General features: G+C 70.5%; 23 protein-coding genes and 1 tRNA gene. 14 read left to right on the top strand and 10 right to left on the bottom strand.

The window, feature by feature from the left end; translation table 11 throughout:
• The first annotated feature begins 1 nt into the window (after position 1).
• The 6 genes from EXW95_RS18195 (at position 2) to EXW95_RS18170 (ending at position 3,275) form a co-directional block, all read left to right on the top strand.
• Positions 2-436: a hypothetical protein gene (locus tag EXW95_RS18195; RefSeq protein ID WP_174368655.1), complete on the top strand. Its 435-nt coding sequence runs from the start codon at positions 2-4 to the stop codon at positions 434-436.
• Entirely contained in the window at positions 433-777 is a 345-nt protein-coding gene (locus EXW95_RS18190; RefSeq protein WP_174368654.1) for an RNHCP domain-containing protein, read from the top strand. The genes EXW95_RS18195 and EXW95_RS18190 overlap by 4 nt, the downstream gene beginning before the upstream one ends.
• Before the next feature lie 52 nt (positions 778-829).
• On the top strand, positions 830-1,003 hold the full coding sequence (locus tag EXW95_RS18185; protein WP_168927148.1) for a hypothetical protein: 174 nt from the start codon (positions 830-832) through the stop codon (positions 1,001-1,003).
• Entirely contained in the window at positions 1,000-1,902 is a 903-nt protein-coding gene (locus EXW95_RS18180) for an MBL fold metallo-hydrolase (RefSeq protein WP_174368653.1), read from the top strand. Before EXW95_RS18185 ends, EXW95_RS18180 begins: the two co-directional genes overlap by 4 nt.
• Positions 1,902-3,155: a phosphoribosylamine--glycine ligase gene (purD, locus tag EXW95_RS18175; RefSeq protein WP_174368652.1), complete on the top strand. Its 1,254-nt coding sequence runs from the start codon at positions 1,902-1,904 to the stop codon at positions 3,153-3,155. Before EXW95_RS18180 ends, purD begins: the two co-directional genes overlap by 1 nt.
• A gap of 38 nt (positions 3,156-3,193) precedes the next feature.
• Positions 3,194-3,275 (top strand) — tRNA-Leu (locus tag EXW95_RS18170).
• A 203-nt stretch (positions 3,276-3,478) separates the two neighbouring features.
• Here EXW95_RS18170 and EXW95_RS18165 read toward each other — a convergent pair.
• The 6 genes from EXW95_RS18165 to EXW95_RS18140 form a co-directional block, all read right to left on the bottom strand.
• Entirely contained in the window at positions 3,479-4,729 is a 1,251-nt protein-coding gene (locus EXW95_RS18165; RefSeq protein ID WP_174368651.1) for an acetylornithine/succinylornithine family transaminase, read from the bottom strand.
• A 241-nt stretch (positions 4,730-4,970) separates the two neighbouring features.
• On the bottom strand, positions 4,971-5,861 hold the full coding sequence (locus EXW95_RS18160) for a DMT family transporter (RefSeq protein ID WP_174368650.1): 891 nt from the start codon (positions 5,859-5,861) through the stop codon (positions 4,971-4,973).
• Complete coding sequence (locus tag EXW95_RS18155) at positions 5,858-6,325, bottom strand: hypothetical protein (protein ID WP_174368649.1); 468 nt, start codon at positions 6,323-6,325, stop codon at positions 5,858-5,860. The genes EXW95_RS18160 and EXW95_RS18155 overlap by 4 nt, the downstream gene beginning before the upstream one ends.
• The gene (locus EXW95_RS18150) at positions 6,318-6,950 is read right to left on the bottom strand and encodes a pyridoxamine 5'-phosphate oxidase family protein (protein ID WP_174368648.1); all 633 of its coding nucleotides are present in this window, start codon (positions 6,948-6,950) and stop codon (positions 6,318-6,320) included. The genes EXW95_RS18155 and EXW95_RS18150 overlap by 8 nt, the downstream gene beginning before the upstream one ends.
• Positions 6,947-7,567 (bottom strand): DJ-1/PfpI family protein, encoded by a 621-nt coding sequence (locus EXW95_RS18145; protein WP_174368647.1) that lies wholly within the window; start codon positions 7,565-7,567, stop codon positions 6,947-6,949. Before EXW95_RS18145 ends, EXW95_RS18150 begins: the two co-directional genes overlap by 4 nt.
• Positions 7,564-8,031, bottom strand: coding sequence for a GNAT family N-acetyltransferase (locus tag EXW95_RS18140; protein WP_174368646.1), 468 nt, complete (start codon positions 8,029-8,031; stop codon positions 7,564-7,566). The genes EXW95_RS18145 and EXW95_RS18140 overlap by 4 nt, the downstream gene beginning before the upstream one ends.
• Positions 8,032-8,049: 18 nt before the next feature.
• Here EXW95_RS18140 and EXW95_RS18135 point away from each other — a divergent pair, with 18 nt between their 5' ends.
• From EXW95_RS18135 to EXW95_RS18115, 5 genes are read left to right on the top strand one after another with little or no spacing between them, the layout of a single operon-like run.
• Positions 8,050-9,579 carry a PLP-dependent aminotransferase family protein gene (locus tag EXW95_RS18135; RefSeq protein WP_174368645.1) on the top strand — a complete coding sequence of 510 codons (1,530 nt, stop codon included), beginning with the start codon at positions 8,050-8,052 and terminating at the stop codon, positions 9,577-9,579.
• Positions 9,576-9,944 carry a hypothetical protein gene (locus EXW95_RS18130; RefSeq protein ID WP_174368644.1) on the top strand — a complete coding sequence of 123 codons (369 nt, stop codon included), beginning with the start codon at positions 9,576-9,578 and terminating at the stop codon, positions 9,942-9,944. Before EXW95_RS18135 ends, EXW95_RS18130 begins: the two co-directional genes overlap by 4 nt.
• 59 nt (positions 9,945-10,003) lie before the next feature.
• A complete protein-coding gene (locus EXW95_RS18125; protein ID WP_174368643.1) occupies positions 10,004-10,363 on the top strand; it encodes a hypothetical protein in 360 nt (119 codons plus the stop codon).
• Complete coding sequence (locus tag EXW95_RS18120; RefSeq protein ID WP_174368642.1) at positions 10,360-11,523, top strand: glutathionylspermidine synthase family protein; 1,164 nt, start codon at positions 10,360-10,362, stop codon at positions 11,521-11,523. The genes EXW95_RS18125 and EXW95_RS18120 overlap by 4 nt, the downstream gene beginning before the upstream one ends.
• On the top strand, positions 11,520-12,326 hold the full coding sequence (locus EXW95_RS18115; protein ID WP_174368641.1) for an ion transporter: 807 nt from the start codon (positions 11,520-11,522) through the stop codon (positions 12,324-12,326). The genes EXW95_RS18120 and EXW95_RS18115 overlap by 4 nt, the downstream gene beginning before the upstream one ends.
• A gap of 58 nt (positions 12,327-12,384) precedes the next feature.
• Here EXW95_RS18115 and EXW95_RS18110 read toward each other — a convergent pair whose 3' ends face one another.
• From EXW95_RS18110 to EXW95_RS18095, 4 genes are all read right to left on the bottom strand, one after another.
• Positions 12,385-12,942, bottom strand: coding sequence for a cob(I)yrinic acid a,c-diamide adenosyltransferase (locus tag EXW95_RS18110; protein WP_174368640.1), 558 nt, complete (start codon positions 12,940-12,942; stop codon positions 12,385-12,387).
• Between the two features lie 92 nt (positions 12,943-13,034).
• Positions 13,035-14,537, bottom strand: coding sequence for a 4-alpha-glucanotransferase (gene malQ / locus EXW95_RS18105; protein ID WP_174368639.1), 1,503 nt, complete (start codon positions 14,535-14,537; stop codon positions 13,035-13,037).
• Positions 14,538-14,911: 374 nt separating this feature from the next.
• Positions 14,912-16,231 carry a S1C family serine protease gene (locus EXW95_RS18100; RefSeq protein WP_174368638.1) on the bottom strand — a complete coding sequence of 440 codons (1,320 nt, stop codon included), beginning with the start codon at positions 16,229-16,231 and terminating at the stop codon, positions 14,912-14,914.
• A gap of 156 nt (positions 16,232-16,387) precedes the next feature.
• Positions 16,388-17,707, bottom strand: coding sequence for a S41 family peptidase (locus EXW95_RS18095; RefSeq protein WP_371810154.1), 1,320 nt, complete (start codon positions 17,705-17,707; stop codon positions 16,388-16,390).
• A 192-nt stretch (positions 17,708-17,899) separates the two neighbouring features.
• Between EXW95_RS18095 and ftsE the strand changes: the two genes are divergently transcribed.
• The 3 genes from ftsE (at position 17,900) to EXW95_RS18080 (ending at position 20,879) form a co-directional block, all read left to right on the top strand.
• On the top strand, positions 17,900-18,583 hold the full coding sequence (gene ftsE / locus EXW95_RS18090; protein ID WP_058976591.1) for a cell division ATP-binding protein FtsE: 684 nt from the start codon (positions 17,900-17,902) through the stop codon (positions 18,581-18,583).
• Positions 18,580-19,443, top strand: a complete 864-nt coding sequence (locus EXW95_RS18085; RefSeq protein ID WP_371810153.1) for a cell division protein FtsX — start codon at positions 18,580-18,582, stop codon at positions 19,441-19,443. The genes ftsE and EXW95_RS18085 overlap by 4 nt, the downstream gene beginning before the upstream one ends.
• 62 nt (positions 19,444-19,505) lie before the next feature.
• The gene (locus tag EXW95_RS18080) at positions 19,506-20,879 is read left to right on the top strand and encodes a murein hydrolase activator EnvC (RefSeq protein WP_174368637.1); all 1,374 of its coding nucleotides are present in this window, start codon (positions 19,506-19,508) and stop codon (positions 20,877-20,879) included.
• Positions 20,880-21,082 lie beyond the last annotated feature (203 nt).

Raw genomic sequence — 21,082 nt, 5'->3', positions numbered from 1 at the left:
AATGCGGGGCGTGAGTGTTCCGCCCCCCGCGTCTCCCTTCGATCCCGCCCTGGCCGAGGCGGGGCGAGTCCCGACCCTGGCCGTGCTGGTGTCCCTGTTCGGCCTGACGGTCCTGCCGTTCCTGGCGGGCCTGATCCAGGGGCAGACCGAAGGGATCCTGCGGGAACTGATCTACGCGGCGGGCACGGCGTTCCTGCTGAGCATGGTGTGGCGCGGCAGCGTGTGGGCGTGGCGCTTGACCCTGAGTTTCGGGATGCTGGCGGGCTTCCTGGTGTTCATCGTGGGCATGCTGGCGGGCAGCGCGTCCTGGCGCGGCTGGATCGTCAGTCTGGCGGGGCTGGGCTACCTGCTGCTGTGCACGGCGCTGGTGGGGACGCCCAGCATCCGCGCGTTCCTCGATTCCCGCTGGGCGCAGCGGTCCGGGCGGCGGGCGTGAGCGGCGAGCGGCGCTTCACGGTGCAGGGCACGAACAACTCGTTCACCTGCGCGAACTGCGGCACCCTGGTGCATCCCCTTCAGAACGGGTCGGTCCGCAACCACTGCCCGGCGTGCCTGCACAGCCTGCATGTGGACGTCATGCCCGGCGACCGCGCCTGCGACTGCCACGGCGTCATGGAACCCGTGGACGTGGACCAGAGCGGGAAGAAAGGCTGGGTGATCGTGCACCGCTGCCGCAGGTGCGGGTTCACGGGCCGCAACCGCACGGCGCTGGACGATCCGGGGCAGCCGGACAGCTGGGACGCGCTGATCGCGATCAGCAGCCGCAGGCGCGAGTGATCAGGTAGGGCGTCCCGGCGGTTCCTCTGGGGGTCGGGGTATCCTGCGCGTCATGGCACTCTGGCTTGTGTTCGGTTTCATCCTCCTCAGCGCGACCCTGATCCTGGCGATGACGTTCGGCCCGCTGCGCGCGGCGGCGAACGTGCGGGTCATCCGGATGATCGCGTACGTGCAGTACGCGGCGGCGCTGCTGCTGCTGGGCGCGCGCCTGACCGGGAAGGCATGACGGTCCACACGCTCGACCTGAACTTCCAGAACACGCCGGGCGTGATCGCGTCCAGCGTGTTCGACACCGGGGACGGGCTGGCGGTCGTGGATACCGGGCCGGGCAGCACCCTGGGCGCGCTGGAGGCCGGACTGGCCGGGCTGGGCGCGTCCCTGGCGGACGTGCGGCACGTCCTGCTGACGCACATACACTTCGATCACGCGGGCGCGGCGGGCACGGTGCTGGACCGGGTGCCGCAGGCCCGCGCGTACGTGCACGAGCGGGGCGCGGCGCACCTGTCCCGCCCGGAGCGGCTGCTGGCGAGCGCCACGCAGATCTACGGGGAGCACATGGACACCCTGTGGGGCACCATGCAGCCCATCGATCCCGCGCGCCTGACCGTCCTGAGCGGCGGCGAGACGCTGACGCTGGGCCGCGTGCCCGTGCAGGTCCTCTACACGCCGGGGCACGCCGTGCACCACGTGTCGTACCACGCGGTGGACGACCTGTTCCTTGGGGACGTGGGCGGCATCCGGCTGGACGTTGCCCAGACACCCCGCGCGCCCACGCCCCCGCCGGACATCAATCTGGAGGCGTGGCAAGGCAGCCTCTCCGTGCTGGAGACGCTGGACGCCCGGACGCTGCACCTCGCGCACTTCGGGGCGTACCCGAACACGCCGGGCCACTGGGCCGGGCTGCGCGCCACCATGACTGCCGACGCTCAGCGCGTCCGCGCGGGCCTGACGGCCGGACTGGACCCGCAGGCCATCACGACCGCCTTCACCGAGGACCTGATGCACGAACTCAAGATGGAAGACCCGACCCTGCCCGCCCGTTACGATTTCGCGTGCCCGCCGTGGATGAGCGTGCAGGGGCTGCTGCGCTACTGGCAGCGGCAGGCGGCGCGGGGGAACGCCTGATGCGCGTCCTGGTGATCGGCGGCGGCGGGCGCGAGCACGCCATCGTGCACGCCTGCGTCCGCGCGGGGCACGAGGTGCTGTGCACGCCCGGCAACCCCGGCATCGCGCAGATGGCCCGCGTGATCGGCAGCGCGCAGGACGCCGCCAGCCTCGCGCAGCTGGCCCGCACCGAGGCGGCCGACGTGGTCATCGTGGGGCCGGAGGCGTACCTCGCGGCGGGCGTCGTGGACGAGTGCGAGGCGCTGGGCATCCCAGCGTTCGGCCCGTCACGCGCCGCGAGCCGCCTGGAGGGCGACAAGGCCTGGAGCAAGGCGTTCATGCACCGCCACGGCATTCCCACCGCCGCGCACCACACCTTCAGCGACCTGGGCGCGGCCGGGGCGCACGTGGCGACCCTGACGCCGCCCATCGTGGTGAAGGACGCGGGCCTGAAGGCCGGGAAGGGGGTCACCATCGCCCACACCGCCGAGGAGGCGCACGCGGCGCTGTGGGACATCTTCACTCAGCCCGGCGCGCAGGCGGTCATCGAGGACTTCATGACCGGTCAGGAGGTCACGGTGCTGGCCCTGACCGACGGCAGCGCGTACGCCCTGACGCCCCCCAGTCAGGACCACAAGACCATCCACGCGGGCGACACCGGCCCCATGACCGGCGGGATGGGCGTCATCTGCCCCTTCCCGATCAGCGCCGAGGCGCTGGAGGTCGTGCGGCGCGACATCATCGAGCCCACCCTGGCGGGCATGCGCGCTGACGGGCACCCGTTCCGGGGCGTGCTGTACGCCGGACTGATGCTCACCCCGCAAGGGCCGAAGGTTGTGGAGTTCAACGCCCGCTTCGGCGACCCCGAGGCGGAAGCCGTCCTGCCGCTGCTGGAAAGCGACCTCGCGCAGCACGCCCTGGACGCCGCGCGCGGGCAGCTCCGGCCCGACGACGTGCGCTTCCGTGACGCCGCGAGCGCCACCATCATCCTCGCCGCGCCCGGCTACCCCGGCGAACCTCAGAAAGGCATTCCCCTGACCCTCCCCGACCCCGGCCCGGACGAGGTCATCTACCACGCGGGCACCGCCGACAGCGCCGCCGGACTGATCAGCAATGGGGGCCGCGTGCTGGCCGTCACCGCCGTCGCGGACACCCTGAACGGCGCGCTGGGCCGCGCGTACGCCCTCGCGGACCGCGTGGGCTTCCCCGGCGCGCAACTGCGGCGCGACATCGGCGCCCGCATCGGCGCGGCCCCTGACTCCACGCCCGTTTGACCAGCCCGCGCGCACGCGCTACCATTCCCCACGCACCGGCCGGTGTGGCGGAATGGTAGACGCACTCGACTCAAAATCGAGCGGGAAACCGTAGGGGTTCGAGTCCCCTCACCGGCACCAGATGAACGCGGAAGCCCTCGCCCCGGCGGGGGTTTCTGCATTGGCTCCCAGTTACAGCGGTGGGCGGGCGGTGATCCACTGCCTGGGTTGACCGGAGGTAGGGACAGGGGCGCCCACGGCCGTCCGGTGAGTAGCGTCCCTCCCGAGGAACAGCAATCCCACGCCCACCCGCTCGGGCAAGGCGTGGGACAGGTGAGGTCACGTTACTCGGTCTGCTTCTCTTCCTTCTGCGCGGCGGCCAGTTCCGCCTGCCGTTCGGCGCGGGGGTTCACGCTGTTCAGGACGCGCTCGAACGCGGCGACCACGGTGTCGATCTGCTCGCGGCTGATGGTGACGGGCGGCAGGAAACGCACGACGAGCGGCGTCGCCTGGAGGGTCAGGACGCCCTCCTCGTGTTCCAGCGCGTGGATGTACGGGGCGCTCTTTTCTTTCAGTTCCACGCCGATCATCAGGCCCAGGCCGCGCACCTCGCGGATCTTGGGGCTCTGGATGGCGCGCAGTCGCTCCATGAAGTACGCGCCCTTCTCGCGGGCCTGCTCGGCCATGCCCTCGCGCTTCATGGCGCGGATCGCGGCGACCCCGGCGGCCATCGCCAGCGGGTTCCCGCCGAACGTGCCGCCGTGACCCCCGGCGGGCATGCGGTCGGCGACGTCGGCGGTCATGACGAACGCGCCGATGGGCACGCCGCCCGCCATGGCCTTCGCGAGGGTCATGCCGTCGGGCACGACGCCGTAGTGCTCGGCGGCGAACATCTTCCCGGTGCGGCAGAAGCCGGTCTGGATCTCGTCGAGGATCAGCAGCGCGCCCTTCTCCTGCGTCAGGCGGCGGGCCTCCTGGATGAATTCGGGGCTGGCGGGCCGCACGCCGCCCTCGCCCTGCACGGGTTCCAGAATGACGGCGGCGGTCTCGTCGGTGATCGCGGCGCGGAGTTCCTCGATGTTCCCGTACGTCACGAAGTCCACGTTGCGGTTGTCCACAGCCTCACCGAAGGGTTCGCGGTACTTGGGTTCCCAGGTGAACGCCAGCGCGCCCAGGCTGCGGCCCGAGAAGCCGCGCTTCATGCTCACGAAGCGCTTGCGGCCCGTGGCGGTGATCGCGAACTTCTTCGCGGCCTCCATGGCTTCGGTGCCGCTGTTGCACAGGAACACGCGGTCCAGTCCGGCGGGCGTCACGCCGACCAGTTCGGTCAGGAACTCGGCGCGTTTGTCGTTCGGGAGGCTCTGGGGCATGACGAGCAGCCGCTCGGCCTGATCGCGGATGGCTTTCACGACGTCCGGGTGGCAGTGGCCGATGTTCGCCACGCCGTACCCGGCGACGCAGTCGATGTACGAGCGGCCGGTTTCGTCCCAGACGACGCTGCCCTGCCCGCGGGTCATGACGACCTCGTGCTTACCGACGACGCGGCTGTCGTACTTCAGTTCGGCTTCGAGCCACTTGCTCTGGGTTGAGGTCATGCGGGGGTCCTCCGTGCGGGATGGGGAATGAACGGGGTGGGTTGAATTCGCCGTGCCGGAGCGCAGGCGGAATGCGACAGTGTAGGCCCTGCGGAGTGGGCAGGTGCCCGGGTGTCCAGGGGACACGATCATGGCACGCGGCAGGCGACAGGCTGGATTATCCTGGCAATCGGCAAGAATGAGGGTTCAGGGCTGTGAGCTCTGGGCTATGGACTCTGGGAAAACCGTGACGCCGCAGTCCTCACAGCTCAGAGCCCACCGCCCCCGGAACACGTTTCGCGCGGGGCGGCAGGTTGATCAGCCCCAGCCCCGCGAGCACCACGAGCACGCCCAGCACGGACAGGGCCCCGACGGGCTCTCCGGCCAGCGCCGCCCAGCCCAGACCCCAGACCGGCAGGGCGTACGTGACGGCGGTGACCTGCGTGGGGCTCACGCGGGCCAGCAGGCCGTAGTACAGCAGGTACGCCAGTCCGCTGCCGACGATGCCCAGGAACGCCACCGCGCCCACGGCCGTCAGGGTGAGCGGGGCGGGGGCCGGGCCGATCAGCGCGACCGGCAGCAGGATGACGCTGCTCAGGCCCAGCTGCGTGGTCGCCAGCCCGACGGGGTTCAGGCCACCCAGGGTGCGTTTGGCGATGGTGGTGGCGACCGCGTACCCCAGGCTGGCGAGCAGCAGGATGATCACGCCGTGCAGCGTGGCGTGCCCGCCGCCCAGCCCGCCCGAAACGGTCAGGGCGACGCCGCCCAGGCCCAGCAGCACGCCCGCCAGGGTCACGCCGCGCAGGCGGGTGTCGCGCAGGGTCAGGCCGATCAGCAGCGCGAACAGCGGCGTGGTGGCGTTGATGATCGCCGCGATGTTGCTGCTGACCGTCTGCTCGCCCCACGCGAAGAACGACCAGGGAATCACGTTGTTGAACAGCGCCACCAGCAGCAGCGGTTTCCACAGCCGCGCGGGCGGCAGGCTGTGGCGGCCCAGCCGCAGCGCGAGCAACAGCACCGCCGCGCCGAACACCGAGCGCAGCAGCGCCACCCACACGGGCGGGAACACCTCGCCACTCAGGCGGATCAGCAGGAACGACACGCCCCAGAACGCCGAGAGCAGGAACATGTCCAGCGCGTCACGGCGGGTCACGCACGGCTCCCGGAGCGGCGGAAGTCCATGGTCCAGTTCGTCTCCCAGCCCACCCCGCCGTCGGTGGAGAGGGCCTGCTCCCAGCGGGCCTCGCTGGGGCTCAGCACCTGCCAGGTGAATCGGCAACGGCAGGGCTGTCCCTTCCACTCGTCCTCGCCGTAGAAGGTGCCCACGCCCGCCGTGAAGGTCCCGGTCATGGGGGGCTGGAACGCTCCGTCGGACGCGCCGATCCACTGGATGGTCCAGTGCTGCGCGGTCCGCTCGAAGGCGCGGACGGTCAGGCCCAGCGGGGTGCCGTCCGGGCGGTTGATGTCCTCCACGTTCCCCAGACCACCCAGTGCGGGGCGGACTCGGGCGACGGTCTGGAATTCCTCCCAGTCCTGCGAGCCGACCAGACGGTCGCGCAGGCGCCGGTTGTGGATGACCCAGTCACCGTGCAGGAAGTCGAAATCGTGTTCACTCATGGGTGGCCTCCGGGTGACTGGGGCGCAGCTGAGCAAGGTGCGCGGGCAGCGCGGGCCAGCCGTCCTCCTGCGCGGCGCCGTCCGCCCAGTTCTCCTTGCCGCTCCAGCGTTCGATGCTCAGGGCGTACACGGCGGTGCGGGCCAGATCGGCGTCCGTGATGGGACGGGTGTGCGTGCCCACACGCAGGCCAGGAAAGACCCGTTCGCTGAGGGTGGTCAGGGCCGCGCGGGCGTCCTCGCCGTGCAGGACGCGGGCGGTGCCGAACACGATCACGGAGCGGTACTGCACGCTCAGTTCCAGCGGGGAGTTGCTGGGCAGCAGCGCGCCGGTCTCGGTGACCTCAAAGGTCACGGGGTGCCCGTGCGCCTCGGCCTGTTCGGTGTTCGCGCGCAGGCGGCCCACGACATTCGTGTGATACACGAGGTCGTGCGTTTCGGGGCGGTACGCGAAGGCCAGCGGCGTCACGAACGGCCACACGCGGCCATCCTCGCCGTGATACACGGTCGCCACGCGGCCCAGCGGCACACGCAACAGCAGGTCTTCGATCCAGGCGTCGTCCCGGCGGTTCTGCGGGCGGCGGCCCACGCTGGGGTCACGGTGGGTGGGGTCGTAGAAGCCGGTCACGGGTTCACCCCGTCCAGCAGGCCCTGACCCGTCCAGCGGAATTCCATCTGGCGGGCGGTGCGTTCGGCCAGCGCGTGCGAGTGCAGCCGCCCGACGAGGTGCAGGGTCATGTCGATGCCCGCGCTGATCCCGCCGGACGTGACCACCGCGCCCGAGTCCACCCAGGCGACGTCCGGCACGACCGTCAGCGCCGGGAACTGCGCCTGCAGGTCCGCCTGATCTTCCCAGTGGGTGGTGACGCGCAGGCCGTCCAGCAGGCCCTCCGAGGCGAGCAGGAACGCGCCGGTGCAGATCGAGGCGAGGACCTCCACCCGCGCCGCCTGCGCCCGCACCCACTCACGCACGCGCGGGTCGGCCAGCGGGGCGTCCATCACGCCGCCGGGCACGATCAGCACGTCCAGCGGCGGATGATCGTCCAGCGTGGCGTGCGGCAGGACCCGGAAACCCCCTCGCCCGACCGCCGGGGCGCCAGACGCGCTGATCAGGACCGGCTGGAAGGGCGCCGCCTCGCCGTCCCGACCGGCCAGTCGCGTGGCGACACTCAGGACCTCAAAGGGGCCGCCCAGGTCGAGGACCTCGATGCCGTCGAAGATCAGGATACCGACGGTAAACGTCATGCCATCCCCCGGCTCAGCGGGAGGCTGAAGTGGTGCGCGGTGACGTTCATTCCGGCGCGGTGGTACAGGCGGTGCGCGGCGTGGCGGGTCTCCCCCACTCCGGAGTCGAGGTGCAGTTCCGCGCAGGCCAGTTCGCGGGCGCGGCCCTCCAGCCAGTGCAGCAGCGCGCGGGCGTGGCCGCGTCCACGGTATTCGGGGAGGGTGCTCAGGTCGTCCACGTACAGCGTGCGCCCGGCCCAGAGCAGGTGCATGACGCGGTACCCGGCGACGGCGACGGCCTCCTCGCGGCGCGGTTCGAACGCGCCGACCAGCGCGTAGCCCTCGGGGCCAGTGGTGGTCAGGAAGGCGCGCAGGGCGTCCGGGCTGGCAGTGTGGGGTGATACGGGCCGCAGGGCGCGCAGGGCCGGGAGGGCCAGATGCGCCTGCGCGGGCGGAATGGGGCGGAGGTCACGGGGTTCGGTCATGGGCGTAGAGTAGGGGGCATGGTGGCCCCCTCGAAAGCTCCACTTCCCGCTCAGGTGCGGGGGCCACTGGCGGCCCGTGCGGATGAGCTGCCCTTCCCGCTGGACCTGCGCCGCGACCAGACGGAGGCGCTGCACGCGCAACTGGCCCGGCAGATCCGCGAGGCGGTCCTGTCGGGCCTGCTGCCGGGCGGCACGCCGCTGCCCGGCACGCGCACGCTGGCGCGGACGCTGGGGGTCACGCGCGGCGTCGTGGAGGCGGCTTACGCGGAACTGCTCGCGGACGGCACGGCGCAGGCCGAGGTGGGGCGCGGCACCCGCGTGCGCGACGAGACACCCGCGCCCGCCCCGCAGGTTCCGACTGGCGCGTCGGGCGTCCCGGCGTGGCTGCCGGTCATGCCGCCGCTGCCGGTGGACGGGCATGGCGCGCGGCCGGGGCTGGACTTCCGGGTAGGCGTGACCGGCACCGCCACCCTGGACCGCCGCGCGTGGCGGCAGGCCTGGGCGGACGCGGCGCGCGAGGAGGTCAGCGGCGATTACGCCGATCCGGCGGGCGAACAGCGGCTGCGCGCGGCCCTGGCGGCGTTCGCGGGGCGGCAGCGCGGGCTGGGCGCGCAGGCCGAGGACGTCCTGGTGACGGGCGGGACGCTGCACGCCCTGAACCTGATCGTGCGCTCGCTGCTGCCGCCGGGGTCGCGGGTGCTGATGGAGAATCCGGGGTACCGCGCGGCGCGGCAGGTGCTGCTGGACGCCGGGCACGAGGTCGTTCCCGTGCCGGTGGACGTGGACGGCCTGATCGTGAACGCGGACACGCCCGCCGCGCGGCTGTTGTACGTGACGCCCAGCCACCAGTTTCCGCTGGGGGGCCGCATGTGCCTGCCCCGGCGGCTGGCGCTGCTGGAGTGGGCGGCCCGGCACGACGCGCTGATCGTCGAGGACGACTACGACGGCGAGTTCCGCTACGGCGCGCCCCCGCTGCCGCCCCTGGCCGCGCTGGCGGCGCAGACGGGCGCGGGGGGGCGGGTGCTGTACCTGGGCACGCTGAGCAAGGTCCTGACGCCCTCGGTGCGGACGGGATTCGTGGTGGCGGCCCCGCTGCTGCTCTCGCGGCTGGTGCGGGCGCGGACGCTGCTGGACTTCGGGCCGCCCGTGCAGGTCCAGGCGGCCCTGACGCACCTGCTGACCGGCGGGCACGTGGACCGGCACATCCGCCGCTCGCGCCGCTGGCACGCGCAGGTCCGCGCGGCGCTGACCGAATCACTGAATGGTCTGGACGGACTGGCGCACCTGGGCGGCATCGAGGCGGGCCTGCACGTCTGCCTGCACCTCCACCCCGCGCTGCCCGCTTCAGTTGTGGCGGCGGAACTGGCCGCGCTGGGCGTTCACGTGACCACCCTGGACACCTACACGCTGGGCACGGCCCCGAACGCGCTGCTGCTGGGGCATGGGGGCCTCAGCGCGGCGCAGGCGGCGGCAGGTGGACGGGTGATCGCGGGCACCCTGCGAAGGTGTGCAACCCGCGCGGGCCTCACGCCGTACTGTGAAGCATGAGCAAGTCCTTCACCTTCCCGCTGATGGCGGCCCTGCCGGTCCTGCTGGCCTCCTGCGGGAACGACCTGGACCGGTACTCCCGGACCACGTACAGCAGCTACGAGCAGTGCCTGATCGCCAACCGCGTCCTGATCGACCGGGGCCTGAGCAACCCCTGCGTGTACCGCTCGGGCGGCGGCTACTACGGCCCGTACGTGCGGGTCGTGAGCGGCACCACCCGCTACGTCGGCTACGACCGCCTGGGCAAGGTGTCCGGCGCGGGCCTGACCTACGACAGCAAACGCGGCTCGTACGGCAACTTCAATGCGCCCGTCAGCCGGGGTGGCTTCATGTCCGGCGCCCGCTCGGGCAGCTTCGGCGGCTGACTTCCACTTCACCCACTCGTTCTTTGCGCGCTCCTCGACCGGCGCGTGCCGGAGTCCCCATGCCTAAAGAGTTCAGCCTGCCCCTGATGACCGCCGTCCTCCCCGCCCTGATCGCGTCGTGCGCGAACCAGCCCGCGCAGCAGGTGAACCAGCCGTACGCGCAGTACGGCGCGCAGACCGTCCCGGACGGCTGTGAACTCGAACTCGACGGCGAGATCGACTGTGACGACAGCGTCAAGCTGAAGACCGGGAAGAGTACGAGCAAGGTCGCCAGGGCGGTCGCGGCGGGCGTCGCGGCCCGCGCGGCCACCCGGTCCTCCTCCGGTTCTTCTAGTGTGAACGAGGCGTCGAGCGTGTCGAGGGGCGGGTTCACCACCTCGGCCCGCGCGAGCAGCTCGGGCAGCGGGTACGGCGGATGATCCGGCGGACCGTCACCCCCCGCCCGGACTGGGAGGCGCGGCTGCGCGAGGTGGGGTTCACGTGGTTCGCGCCCACGCCCGAGCATCCGGTGCCGTACTGGAGCGAGGACGGGTACTACGCCTTCACGCCCGCGCAGATCGAGCACCTGCGCACGGCCAGTCAGGACCTCACGACTCTGGTGCTGGAGGCCACCGGGCACGCCATCGAACGCGGGCGGCTGGCGGAACTGGGCATCCCCGCGTTCCTGCACAGTGCCGTGCGGGACTCCTGGGAGCAGGACGACCCGACGGTGTACATGCGCCTGGACCTCGCGTATGACGGCGGGGGCGGCGTGAAGCTGCTGGAGGTGAACGCGCAGACGCCCACCAGTCTGCTGGAGGCGGCGGTCAGTCAGTGGCAGTGGCTCGAGGATCAGCGGGCGCGCGGTGAGCTGCCCACCGGGGCGACGCAGTGGAACACCATCCATGAGGGCCTGACCGAGCAGTGGGCGCACCTGAAGGCCGCGCGGGGCCTGACCGAGGTGGCGTTCTCCAGCGCCCGCGTCGAGGAGGACGCGGCGACCGTCACGTACCTGCGGGAACTGGCCGAGGCGGCTGGGCTGCGCACGTCGTTCATCTTCACCGAGGAGCTGGGCACCAGCCCCACGGAGGCGTACCTGCTGGACACCTGGAGTCTGCCCATCCGGCAGCTGATGTGGCTGTGGCCGTTCGAGTTCGCGTGGGAATCGCGCGATTCGGCGTTCCTGGCGAGCACCGGCACGCGCTTCATCGAGCCGCTGTGGAAGGCCGTGACCGGCAGCAAGGGCCTGCTGGCGCTGCTGCACGAACTGAACCCCGGCCACCCGAACCTGCTGCCCGCCACGCTGACGTCCGGCGCGCTGGGGGCGGACGTGGTGCGCAAACCGCTGTTCTCCCGCGAGGGCCAGAACGTGCAGCTGCCCGGTCAGGCCAGCACGCCCGGCGCGTACGCGGACCTGCCCGTGGTCGAGCAGGCGTACACGGAACTGCCCACCGCGCAGGCTGCGGACGGCCCCCGGTACCCGGTGCTGGGCGTGTGGATCGCGGGGGACGAGGTGTGCGGCCTGGGTATCCGCGAGGGCCGCTCGCGCGTGACGGACAACCGCGCCACCTTCGCGCCGCACGTGGTGCTGCCCGCATGAGTGCGCCCACGACCTTCCGGGTGAAACTGCACTCGTTCCTCGACCCGAGTGACGGGGCGGGTCCCGCCGAGCGGCTGTTCAATGCGCTGCTCGTCACGCTGATCCTGCTGACGATCGTGGTGACGATCCTGGGCACCGTCCCGGACATCGCGCGGGAGTACGGCCCGGTCATCCGCGCGTTCGACTACGTGTGCGCGTTCGTGTTCGGTCTGGAGTACCTGGGGCGGCTGTACGTCACGCCGCTGAGGCCCGGCTTTGATGGCACTCCCCGGTCGTACCTGCACTACGCGACGTCGCCGCTGCCGCTGATCGACCTGCTGGTCCTGATCTCGCTGATGGTGCCCGCCACGACCGCCCTGGCGAGCCTGCGCGGCCTGCGCCTGTTGAAACTCCTGAGCCTGCTGAAACTGGGCCGCTACTCGGACTCGCTGCAGCTGATCGGGCGGGTGATCCGGCAGCGGACCGGGGAACTGCTGTCCACGGTGCTGATCGTGCTGGTGCTCGTGTTCATCGCGGCCAGCCTGCTGTATCAGGTGGAATCCAGCGCGGGCACCAAGGGCTTCGAGAGCATCCCGCAGGCGCTGTGGTGGGCGGTCGTGACCCTCACCACCACCGGGTATGGGGACGTGTACCCGGCCACGCCGCTGGGCAAGGCGGCGGCCGGGCTGATCATGCTGTTCGGGGTGGGCATGGTGGCCCTCCCGGCGGGCATGATCGCCAGCGGGTTCGCCGAGGAGCTCTCGCGCCTGCGCCAGCAGGAAACGGCGGCCTGCTGCCCGCACTGCGGCAAGGCGCTGGAGTAACCGCGTGACGAAGGGGGGCGACGGCACACGCACGTCGCCCCCCCTCTCGTTCATTGGCTCAGCGGCGACCCTTGACCAGCCAAGCGTGTTCCCCGATCCCGGCGGCCTGGTTCGCGGCGCGGGCCATGACGAACAGCAGGTCGGACAGGCGGTTCAGGTACACCTGCACGTGCGCGTTGGCGTCCTCCTCGTGCAGCAGGCGGATCACCTCGCGTTCGGCGCGGCGGGCGACGGTGCGGGCGACGTGCAGGCTCGCGGCGACCGGGGTGCCGCCGGGGTGCACGAAGCCCGTGAAGGGCGGCGCGTCCTCCTGGTAGCGGTCGATCATCGCCTCGATGAACGCGGTGTCCTGCTCGTCCATGCGGCTGATCTTCTTCTCGTACGTGGTGCCGCTGCGCGTGGCGAGGTCCGCGCCGACGTCGAACAGGGCGTTCTGGAGGTACTCCAGGTCGGCGTCCATCGCGGCGCTGGGGCCGTGCGCGCGGGCCAGGCCGATGGCGCTGTTCAGTTCGTCCACGGTGCCGTACGCTTCCACGCGGATGTTCGCCTTGCTGACGCGGTCCGCGCCGTACAGGCCCGTGGTGCCGCCGTCCCCGGTCTTGGTGTAGAGCTTCATGCCCCACAGGGTAGTGGATGGGGAAAGGTTGATGGTCGATGGAAGGCCCGACGACCCTCTATCAACCATCAACCTTCAACGTTCGGCTGTGCTTACCGGCCGGTCGCCTCGGTGAGGTCCCGCAGACTGCGGGCGAGGTCGGGGCGGAGGTCGGCGGCGGCGTAGCGCCACGTCCAGTTGTGGTCGCCGGTGGTGCCGGGGAGGTTCATACGGGCCTCGGTGCCGAGATTCATGAGGTCCTGAAGGGGCACGACGGCCAGCCGGGCGCGGCTCTCGAAGGCCATGCGGGTCAGCTGCGCCGCGAAGGTGTCCTCGGTGGGGTCGCTGCTGGTGTACACGCGGAAGTTGTGCCGTTCGAGTTCGTCGGCGTTCCGCCACCAGCCGCGCGTGGTGTCGTTGTCATGCGTGCCGGTGTACACGACCTGATTCTCCCGCAGGTTGTGCGGCAGGAAGTCGTTCACGCTGAAGTCCCCGCCGCCGAACGCGAACTGCAGGACGGCCATGCCGGGGAACTCGAAGTCGTCGCGGAGTTTCTCCACGTCGGGCGTGATGACGCCCAGGTCCTCCGCGATGATCGGCAGGGTGCCCAGCGCCTGACGGACCGCCTCGAACATCTCGTGACCTTTAGCGGGGACCCACTGGCCGTGAATGGCGGTCTCGGCGGGGAACGGGATCTCCCAGGAGGCCGCGAAGCCACGGAAGTGGTCGATGCGGATCACGTCGAACAGTTTCAGGCTGCCCTGGAAGCGTTTGATCCACCACTGGTAGCCGTCCTTGTCCATGGCGTCCCAGTTGTACAGGGGGTTGCCCCACAGCTGGCCGGTCTCGCTGAAGTAGTCGGGCGGGACGCCCGCGACGACGGTGGGCTGGCCCTGGTCGTCGAAGTAGAACTGCTCGCGGTTCGCCCAGGCGTCGCTGCTGTCCATGGCGACGAAGATCGGGATGTCCCCGATGATCTGGATGCCCTTCTCGGCGGCGTAGCGGCGCAGCACCGTCCACTGGCGGAAGAACAGGAACTGGATGAACTTCACCCGTTCGATGTCTTCCTTCAGGCGGGTGCGGGCGTTGTCCAGCGCCTGGGGTTCGCGGTCGCGGGTGCCGGGTTCCCAGGCGTTCCAGGGCAGGCCGCCGTGGGCGTTCTTCAGGGCCATGAACAGCGCGTAGTCGTCCAGCCAGTCGGCTTCCTCGGCCTTGAAGGCGTCGAAGTCGGGTTTCAGGTGCTGGGCGTCGCCGAAGGCGTAGCGGGCGTAGGCGCGTTCGAGCATCTGGTTGCGCCACACGTACTGCTGGCCGAAATCGACCTTGCCGGGGTTGAATTCGGGCAGGACGTTGAATTCGGTGTCGCTGAGCAGGCCGTGTTCACGCAGGGCGTTCAGGTCGATCAGGTAGGGGTTTCCGGCGAAGGCGCTGAACGCCTGGTAGGGGCTGTCGCCGTAGCCGGTGGGGCCCAGCGGCATGACCTGCCAGTACTTCTGTCCGGCCAGGGCGAGCCAGTCGACGAACGCGCGGGCGTACTGGCCGAGTTCGCCGATGCCGAACGGGCCGGGGAGGCTGGTGGGGTGCAGCAGGACGCCGCTGGATCGTGGGATGGTCATGGCAGGGAGCCTCCGGTGGAACGGTCGTGGAACGAGAGTGGAAGTGATTCCAGTTAACGCCACCGATACTACCGCGCCCGCTGACGGGGGCATAGTTGCACGCAGTTCACACGCCTCATGCAGGCCCCATCCCAGGGCAGCCACGCCCCCGCCGGAAGGCCGTTACCCGCGTCATGCGGACCGCCTCGCCAGACGGCACACGGTCGTCTGGATGACCGACCTCAGCGGGAGCCGACTCACCCGCTCTCCTCACTGATGGCCCCCGATGGCCCTGTCGCGGCGCCCGGTTCCAGGAGGTTCCAACCCGCGACAGGGAGGGGGCCGGGCACGCCTGGCACCCGGCCCCTCCCCCACCGCCCCCACTGTCGGGCGGTTTACTGGCCCTGTCCGTCCTCGCGCTGCGCGGCGGCGGCCAGATCGAAGGCCTTCAGGGTGACCTTCACGTCGCGCGTCTGCCCGTCCCGGACGACGGTCAGGGTGACGGTCTCGCCGATCCTGCGGCTGATGATCTGCTGCGGCAGCTCCTCCACGCCCGCGAGGGGCTGGCCGTCCACGGCGGTGATCACGTCGCCGGGCAGGGTGGTGCGCTGCCCGGTGGATTCGTCGGTGACGGTGCGGCTGCCCTTCAGGCCAGCGGCGGCGGCGGGGCTGCCCTGGTACACCCGGCCGATCAGGACGCCCTGCTCGGGCAGTTTCGCCTGCTTGCGCTCGGCGGCGCTGAGGCTGGCGACGTCACTGATGCCCACGCCCAGGCTGGGCGTCTGGATGACGGTGCCCTTCCCGGCCTGCAGTTCGGGCAGCAGTTTCTTGACGGTGTTCACGGGAATCGCGAAGCCCACCCCGGCGCTCTGGCCGATGCCGCCGGTGAGGATCTGGGTGTTCACGCCGATCACCTGCCCGGCGCTGTTCAGCAGCGGGCCGCCGCTGTTGCCGGGGTTGATGGCGGCGTCGGTCTGGATGACGTTCTGGTTCACGCCTTTCGTGCCGACCGGCACCTGCCGTTCCAGGCTGCTGATGATGCCCTCTGAGACGCTGAAGTCCAGGCCGAACGGGGCACCCATGGCGATGGCCTTCAGGCCCACGTCCAGCTGGCTGCTGTCCCCGAGCGGCAGGGCCTTGATCTCGCTTGCGGGGACGCCCTCGGCGCGGATCAGGGCGAGGTCGAAGTCGGGCGCGCGGGCGACGACCTTCGCCTTGTAGGTCTTCTTGCTGCCGTGCAGACGGACTGTGATCTCGCTGGCGCCCTCGACGACGTGGTTGTTGGTGATGATGTCGCCGCCGCCCGTCACGAAGAAGCCGCTGCCGGTCCCGGTCTGCTTCTGCTCCTGATCGCCCTGACCGAAGTCGAAGGGCAGCTGCTGCTGCAGGCGCTGGCGCAGCTGGGCCTGCGCGCTGCTGCTGTCCCCTTCCGTGACGCTGATGTACACCAGGCCGTCGCGGCGCTCCTTGACGACCTGCACGGTGTTCGCCTCGGATTCCGTGCGGGCGCGGGCGTTGTCGTACGGCTGCGCGAGGGTCTGCACCATCTGCCCCTGGCTGGCAGACGCGCCGGTCGTCGCGGCGCTCGTGACGGCATTCGTGGTCGTGGCGGGCGCCGTGGCCTGGGTGGCGTTCCGCTCGCGGATGTCGTAGCCGACCAGTCCGCCCAGGACCAGGGAGCCGGTGAGTGCCAGGATGGACAGGGTCTTGTTCATGCGCGCAGTCTGCCCACGCGGGGTTACACGTCGGTTAAAACGCGGGTGGGGCCGTCTTCAGGAACGGCAAGCCTCCGGTACAGCAGGCCTCCTGTACGGCAAAAGGAGGCGGCTCCCCACGCCGGAGAACCGCCCCCCTCTTCTGTAGCGCGCGGGTTACTGCCCGAGCACTTCGATGGCCTTCTTCAGGATGGCGTCGCCCTGCACGTCCACGACGGCCTCGCCCTGCTGGGCGCTGCGGGTGGGCCGCTTGACCTCGCCGGTGTAGCTGAACTTCCCGTCCTTGTCGGCCGTGACGGTCACGGGTTTGCCCTCGACGGTCAAGGTGAGTTTCTCGCCGGGCTTGACGCCGCTGCCGCTGAAGTTCACGGGCGTGGTGTAGCGGGTGTCCTTGACTTCGATGTCGGGCGTGACGCCCTTCTTGTGAATCTGGCGGCCCTTGGGCGTCAGCCACTCGTTGGACACGATGGCCGCCTTGCCGCCGTCCGGCAGGGTGATGGGGGTCTGCGCGACGCCCTTGCCGAAGGTCTGCTCGCCGATGATCTGCGCGCGGCCCGTGTCCTGCAGCGCGCCGGACACGACCTCGCTGGCGCTGGCGCTGTTCTTGTTCACCAGCACGACCAGTTTCCCGGTGTAGTCGGTGGGGCGGTTGGTGGCGCTGCCGAACACGACGGTGTTCTTCGCGCGGTCGCGCAGGCTGACGATCGGGCCGCTCTGCAGGAACTGGTCGGCGACGTCCACCCCGGCGTTCAGCAGACCGCCGCCGTTGTCACGCAGGTCCAGGATCAGTTTCTGCACGTTCCGCTTCTTCATGTCGGCGACGGCGGCGCGGAACTGCTCGCTGGCCTTCTCGTTGTAGAAGGTGTTCAGCGCGATGTACCCGACGCCTCCGGGCAGCACGGTGGATTCCACGCTGACGATCTGCACCGGCTGGCGTTCCATCTTCACGGTGTACGGCTTGCCGTCACGGGCAAAGGTCACGGTCACCTGGGTGCCCTTCTCGCCACGCACGAGGCGCACGATCTCGTTCAGTTTCGCGCCGGTCACGTCCTTGTCCCCGATCTTCAGGAACACGTCCCCGATCTGCACCCCGGCGGTGGAGGCCGCACCGGTCTTGAACACGTTGTCGATCTTCCCGCCGGTCCCGTCGGCGTTCGCGGCGACCAGCGTCACGCCGATCCCGTAGAACTCGCCCTGCAGGTTCGCGGCGTCGATGGCGTTGTCCTCAGGTTCGCTGTAGTACGTGAATTCGTCGTCCAGGCTGCCCAGCGCTCCGGTGATCGCGCCGCGCAGCACCCTGTCCTGATCCACGGGGTACAGGTAGTAGCGGTTCAGGTCGTTCAGCACCTGAATGAGGCTCTTGCCTTCCTTGCTGCTGCTCAGGTTCACCGGGGTGTACCCGCCCAGCTGCGCGTAGGCGACAGCGGCGGTGGCGGCCAGCGCGGCCCCCACGACAGTCATGCGTTTGGCGTTCACGCCGCTCAGGATAGAGCGCGGCGGTGAAGCGAACGTAAGCGAAACCCGGAGTGCCGTTCAGACGACCCGCAGTGGCCCCTCCGGCGCGCCGGTCAGTCGTTCATGGGCCGGGCGCGCCCCTGGGCTATCCTGGGCCGCAAGCATGACCAAGCGCACCCACCTTCTGCCTCTTCACCTTCCGGGGGAAGCGGCGTGATCGATTTCAAGCACGTCACCCTGGAGTACCCGGTGACCCGTACCCTCGCGCTGGACGACGTGTCCCTGAACATCGGCAAGGGCGAGTTCGTGTACCTCGTGGGCCACTCGGGCGCCGGGAAGAGTTCGTTCATGAACCTGGTGCTGAAGCGCGCGCTGCCCAGCCGGGGCGAGGTGCGCGTGGCGGGCGAACCGCTCTCGGCGTACCGGGGTCGGCGCACGTCGCTGCTGCGCCGCCGCATGGGCACGGTGTTTCAGGACAACCTGCTGCTGCCGCACCTGAACGCCTTCGACAACGTCGCGTTCGCACTGCGCGTGACCGGCGTGCCGCAGCGCGAGTGGCCGCAGCGGGTCACGGCGGCCCTGCGGACCGTGGGTCTGGAACACAAGAAGTACGCGCTGCCGCTGCAACTGTCGCTGGGCGAGCAGCAGCGCGTGGCGATCGCGCGGGCCATTGTCGGGAACCCGCCGCTGCTGCTGGCGGACGAACCGACCGGGAACCTCGACCCGGACAACAGCCGCGAGGTGCTGAAGGTGCTGCAGAACGTGAACCTGCGCGGCACGACCGTGATCGTCGCCACGCACGCCAAGGACCTCGTGGAGACCTTCCGGCACCGCACGCTGACGCTCCGCAAGGGCAAACTGGTCCGCGACGACCCGTACGGGGGGTACGCGCTGTGAAATACCACCTGAGACAGGCGCTGCTCGCCATGCGCGGCAACGTCACCGCGACCCTGGCCACGCTGATGACCATGACCCTGACCCTGCTGATGCTGGGCTTCGTGCTGCTGCTCACGCTGAACGTGAACCGCACCATCGCGCAGCTCGAGGGGCAGGTGGAGGTCGCGGCGTTTCTGAAAGCCGACGCGCAGGACGACGCGCTGCTCGCGCAGGCCCGCGCCATCCCGCAGGTCCGCGACGCGCGACTGGTCACCAGCACCGAGGTCCTGACCGAGATGACGCAGGACTCCCCGTTCGCGCGGGACGCCGCCGCGCTCGTCGGGAACCCGTACCCGGACACGCTGCGCCTGCGCGTGGCGCGCGTCGAGGACACCCGCACGGTCGCCGCGCAGATCGCCGCGCTGCCCGGCGTGGACGACGTCGAGTACGGCGCCGGGTACGTGGACTCCACCGTGCGGACCCTGAGCGCCGTGCGACTCGCCGGGTACCTGCTGGTGGGCCTGCTGCTGCTGGGCACGCTGTTCAACATCCTGAACGCCGTGCGGGTCGCCATGTACGCCCGCCGGGACGAGATCAGCGTCATGCGCCTGCTGGGCGCCACGCGCGGCTTCATCCGCATGCCGCACGTCCTCGAGGGCCTGATCGTGGGCGGACTGGCCGCCACGCTGGCGCTGGGCATCCTGACACCCGCGTACCTGAGCCTCACGCAGCGCGTGCAGCAGCTCGCCCCCGTCTTCCCTGTCGTCCGTGACCCCGGCACCCTCGCGCCGCTGCTGGGCGGCGTGGCGTGCCTGGGCGTCCTGATCGGCCTGCTGGGCAGCGTGTTCGCCACCCGCCGCTACCTGCAGGAGCTGGAATGACACGGACTCCAGTTGAAAGGTGTGCAACAACTTTCAACCCGAGCGAAACAAACGGAATCCGGATGGGGACCGCCCGCGCGCTGGCGCTGACGCTGCTGCTGGGCGTCGGAGGCGCGCAGGACACCAGTGCCCGCCTGGATCAGCTGCAACAGCAGCTGCAGGAGCAGCGGCAGCTGAGCGAGGACAAGGCCCGTGAACTTGCGGCCGTGCGCGCCCGCATTCAGAACCTCAGCGCGCAGCAGCGGCAGACGCTGACGCAGCTGGACGACCTGGCCCGCCGGACCGCCGCGCTGGAGAACGAACTGGCGACCATCACCGCCCGCGTGACCCTCGCGCAGCGGCAACTGACGGACACCACCGAGCAGCTGAAGGTCACGCGCGCCCAGGTCGCGCGGCTGCAGGGCGACGTGCGCGAGGTCATGACGCTCATGTACCGCCAGCGCAGCGGGCAGTACCTGCAGCTGCTGTCGCAGGCGCGCAGCCTCCCGGACCTGCTGATCCGCCTGCGGTACACCAACATGGCCGGCGCGTACCAGACGCAGGTACTCGCTGGCCTACGCTCCCAGGCGGCCGCGCTGCGTGACCAGGAACGGGTGCAGGCGCAGCAGACGGCGCAGTTCACGAAACTCCAGGCGGAACGCAGCGCGAAACTGGCGGCGCTGCGCGCCCAGCGCGAGCAGCAGAACACCCTGCTGGCCCAGCTGCGCACCAGCGAGCAGGGCCAGCGGACCCTGGCCGCGCAGCGCGCCGCCGAGCAGGCCCTCGCCGCGCAGCAGGTGGACCAGCTGGTCGGGCAGGTTGTCGCCGAACGCGCCCGCCTGGAACAGGAACGCCAGCGCCGCCTGGAAGAAGAACGCCGCCGCCGCGAGGAGGAAGCCCGCCGCATCCGCGAGGCGCAGGAACGCGCCCGGCAGGAAGCACTGCGTCTTGCACAGCTGCGACAGGCCCAGGCTGCCGCCGCTGCCCGGCAGGCGCAGGCCGCGCGGGCCGCGCAGCTGCAACGCGAACAGCAGGCCCTCGCTCAGCGGCAGGCGCAGGTGCAGCAGGCCCAGGCGCAGGTCGAGCAGCAGCTCGCGCCCCTGCCGCCGGTCAGTGGCGCGTCCGGCTTCCCGCTGCCCGGCGGGCGGGTCCTGGCGCCGTACGGCTCGAACGGCGCCCCGTGGGTGGTCCTGACCGGGTCCAGTCAGGTGGTCGCCGCGGACGGCGGGAACGTTCTGGCCGTCACGTCCTACGCGTCGCTGGGCTGGGTGGTCCTGATCGATCATGGCGGGACCGTCAGCGCGTACCTGGGTCTGCGCGACCCGCAGGTCAGCGTGGGCAACCGCGTGGCGCGCGGCACGCCGCTGGGCGCCGTGGGCGGCAGTTCGATCATCGGGCCGGGCAACATGGCCTTCCAGCTCCGGCAGGGCGGGCAACCGGTCGCGCCACGCTTCTGATACGGGACTCAATTGACTTGCTTGCAAAGTGATCGCGTTCCGTTATCCCCTCTCCTACTGAGGGACTCGCAGAGCTGCGCAGCTAAGCAGCGAAACAAACGGAATCCGTATCACCTGAATCCCGTATGACCTCACCCGGCCCTTGATGGCGCGAGGGCCAGTCTGATACTCTTCTTCGGTGCGCTTACCGGTTGGCTGCTGAC

The sequence above is a fragment of the Deinococcus sp. JMULE3 genome (genome assembly GCF_013337115.1).
GTDB lineage: Bacteria > Deinococcota > Deinococci > Deinococcales > Deinococcaceae > Deinococcus.
This window is presented reverse-complemented; position numbering and strand designations above follow the sequence as displayed.

Excerpts from the sequence above, each read along its gene's own strand:
- purD (WP_174368652.1), top strand. The coding sequence starts at position 1,902 with ATGCGCGTCCTGGTGATCGGCGGCGGCGGGCGCGAGCACGCCATCGTG.
- malQ (WP_174368639.1), bottom strand. The coding sequence starts at position 14,537 with ATGACCATCCCACGATCCAGCGGCGTCCTGCTGCACCCCACCAGCCTC.
- EXW95_RS18195 (WP_174368655.1), top strand. The coding sequence starts at position 2 with ATGCGGGGCGTGAGTGTTCCGCCCCCCGCGTCTCCCTTCGATCCCGCC.
- EXW95_RS18135 (WP_174368645.1), top strand. The coding sequence starts at position 8,050 with ATGGTGGCCCCCTCGAAAGCTCCACTTCCCGCTCAGGTGCGGGGGCCA.
- EXW95_RS18110 (WP_174368640.1), bottom strand. The coding sequence starts at position 12,942 with ATGAAGCTCTACACCAAGACCGGGGACGGCGGCACCACGGGCCTGTAC.
- EXW95_RS18140 (WP_174368646.1), bottom strand. The coding sequence starts at position 8,031 with ATGACCGAACCCCGTGACCTCCGCCCCATTCCGCCCGCGCAGGCGCAT.
- EXW95_RS18115 (WP_174368641.1), top strand. The coding sequence starts at position 11,520 with ATGAGTGCGCCCACGACCTTCCGGGTGAAACTGCACTCGTTCCTCGAC.
- EXW95_RS18100 (WP_174368638.1), bottom strand. The coding sequence starts at position 16,231 with ATGAACAAGACCCTGTCCATCCTGGCACTCACCGGCTCCCTGGTCCTG.
- EXW95_RS18165 (WP_174368651.1), bottom strand. The coding sequence starts at position 4,729 with ATGACCTCAACCCAGAGCAAGTGGCTCGAAGCCGAACTGAAGTACGAC.
- EXW95_RS18145 (WP_174368647.1), bottom strand. The coding sequence starts at position 7,567 with ATGACGTTTACCGTCGGTATCCTGATCTTCGACGGCATCGAGGTCCTC.
- EXW95_RS18155 (WP_174368649.1), bottom strand. The coding sequence starts at position 6,325 with ATGAGTGAACACGATTTCGACTTCCTGCACGGTGACTGGGTCATCCAC.
- EXW95_RS18120 (WP_174368642.1), top strand. The coding sequence starts at position 10,360 with ATGATCCGGCGGACCGTCACCCCCCGCCCGGACTGGGAGGCGCGGCTG.
- EXW95_RS18185 (WP_168927148.1), top strand. The coding sequence starts at position 830 with ATGGCACTCTGGCTTGTGTTCGGTTTCATCCTCCTCAGCGCGACCCTG.
- EXW95_RS18080 (WP_174368637.1), top strand. The coding sequence starts at position 19,506 with ATGGGGACCGCCCGCGCGCTGGCGCTGACGCTGCTGCTGGGCGTCGGA.
- EXW95_RS18180 (WP_174368653.1), top strand. The coding sequence starts at position 1,000 with ATGACGGTCCACACGCTCGACCTGAACTTCCAGAACACGCCGGGCGTG.
- EXW95_RS18125 (WP_174368643.1), top strand. The coding sequence starts at position 10,004 with ATGCCTAAAGAGTTCAGCCTGCCCCTGATGACCGCCGTCCTCCCCGCC.
- EXW95_RS18130 (WP_174368644.1), top strand. The coding sequence starts at position 9,576 with ATGAGCAAGTCCTTCACCTTCCCGCTGATGGCGGCCCTGCCGGTCCTG.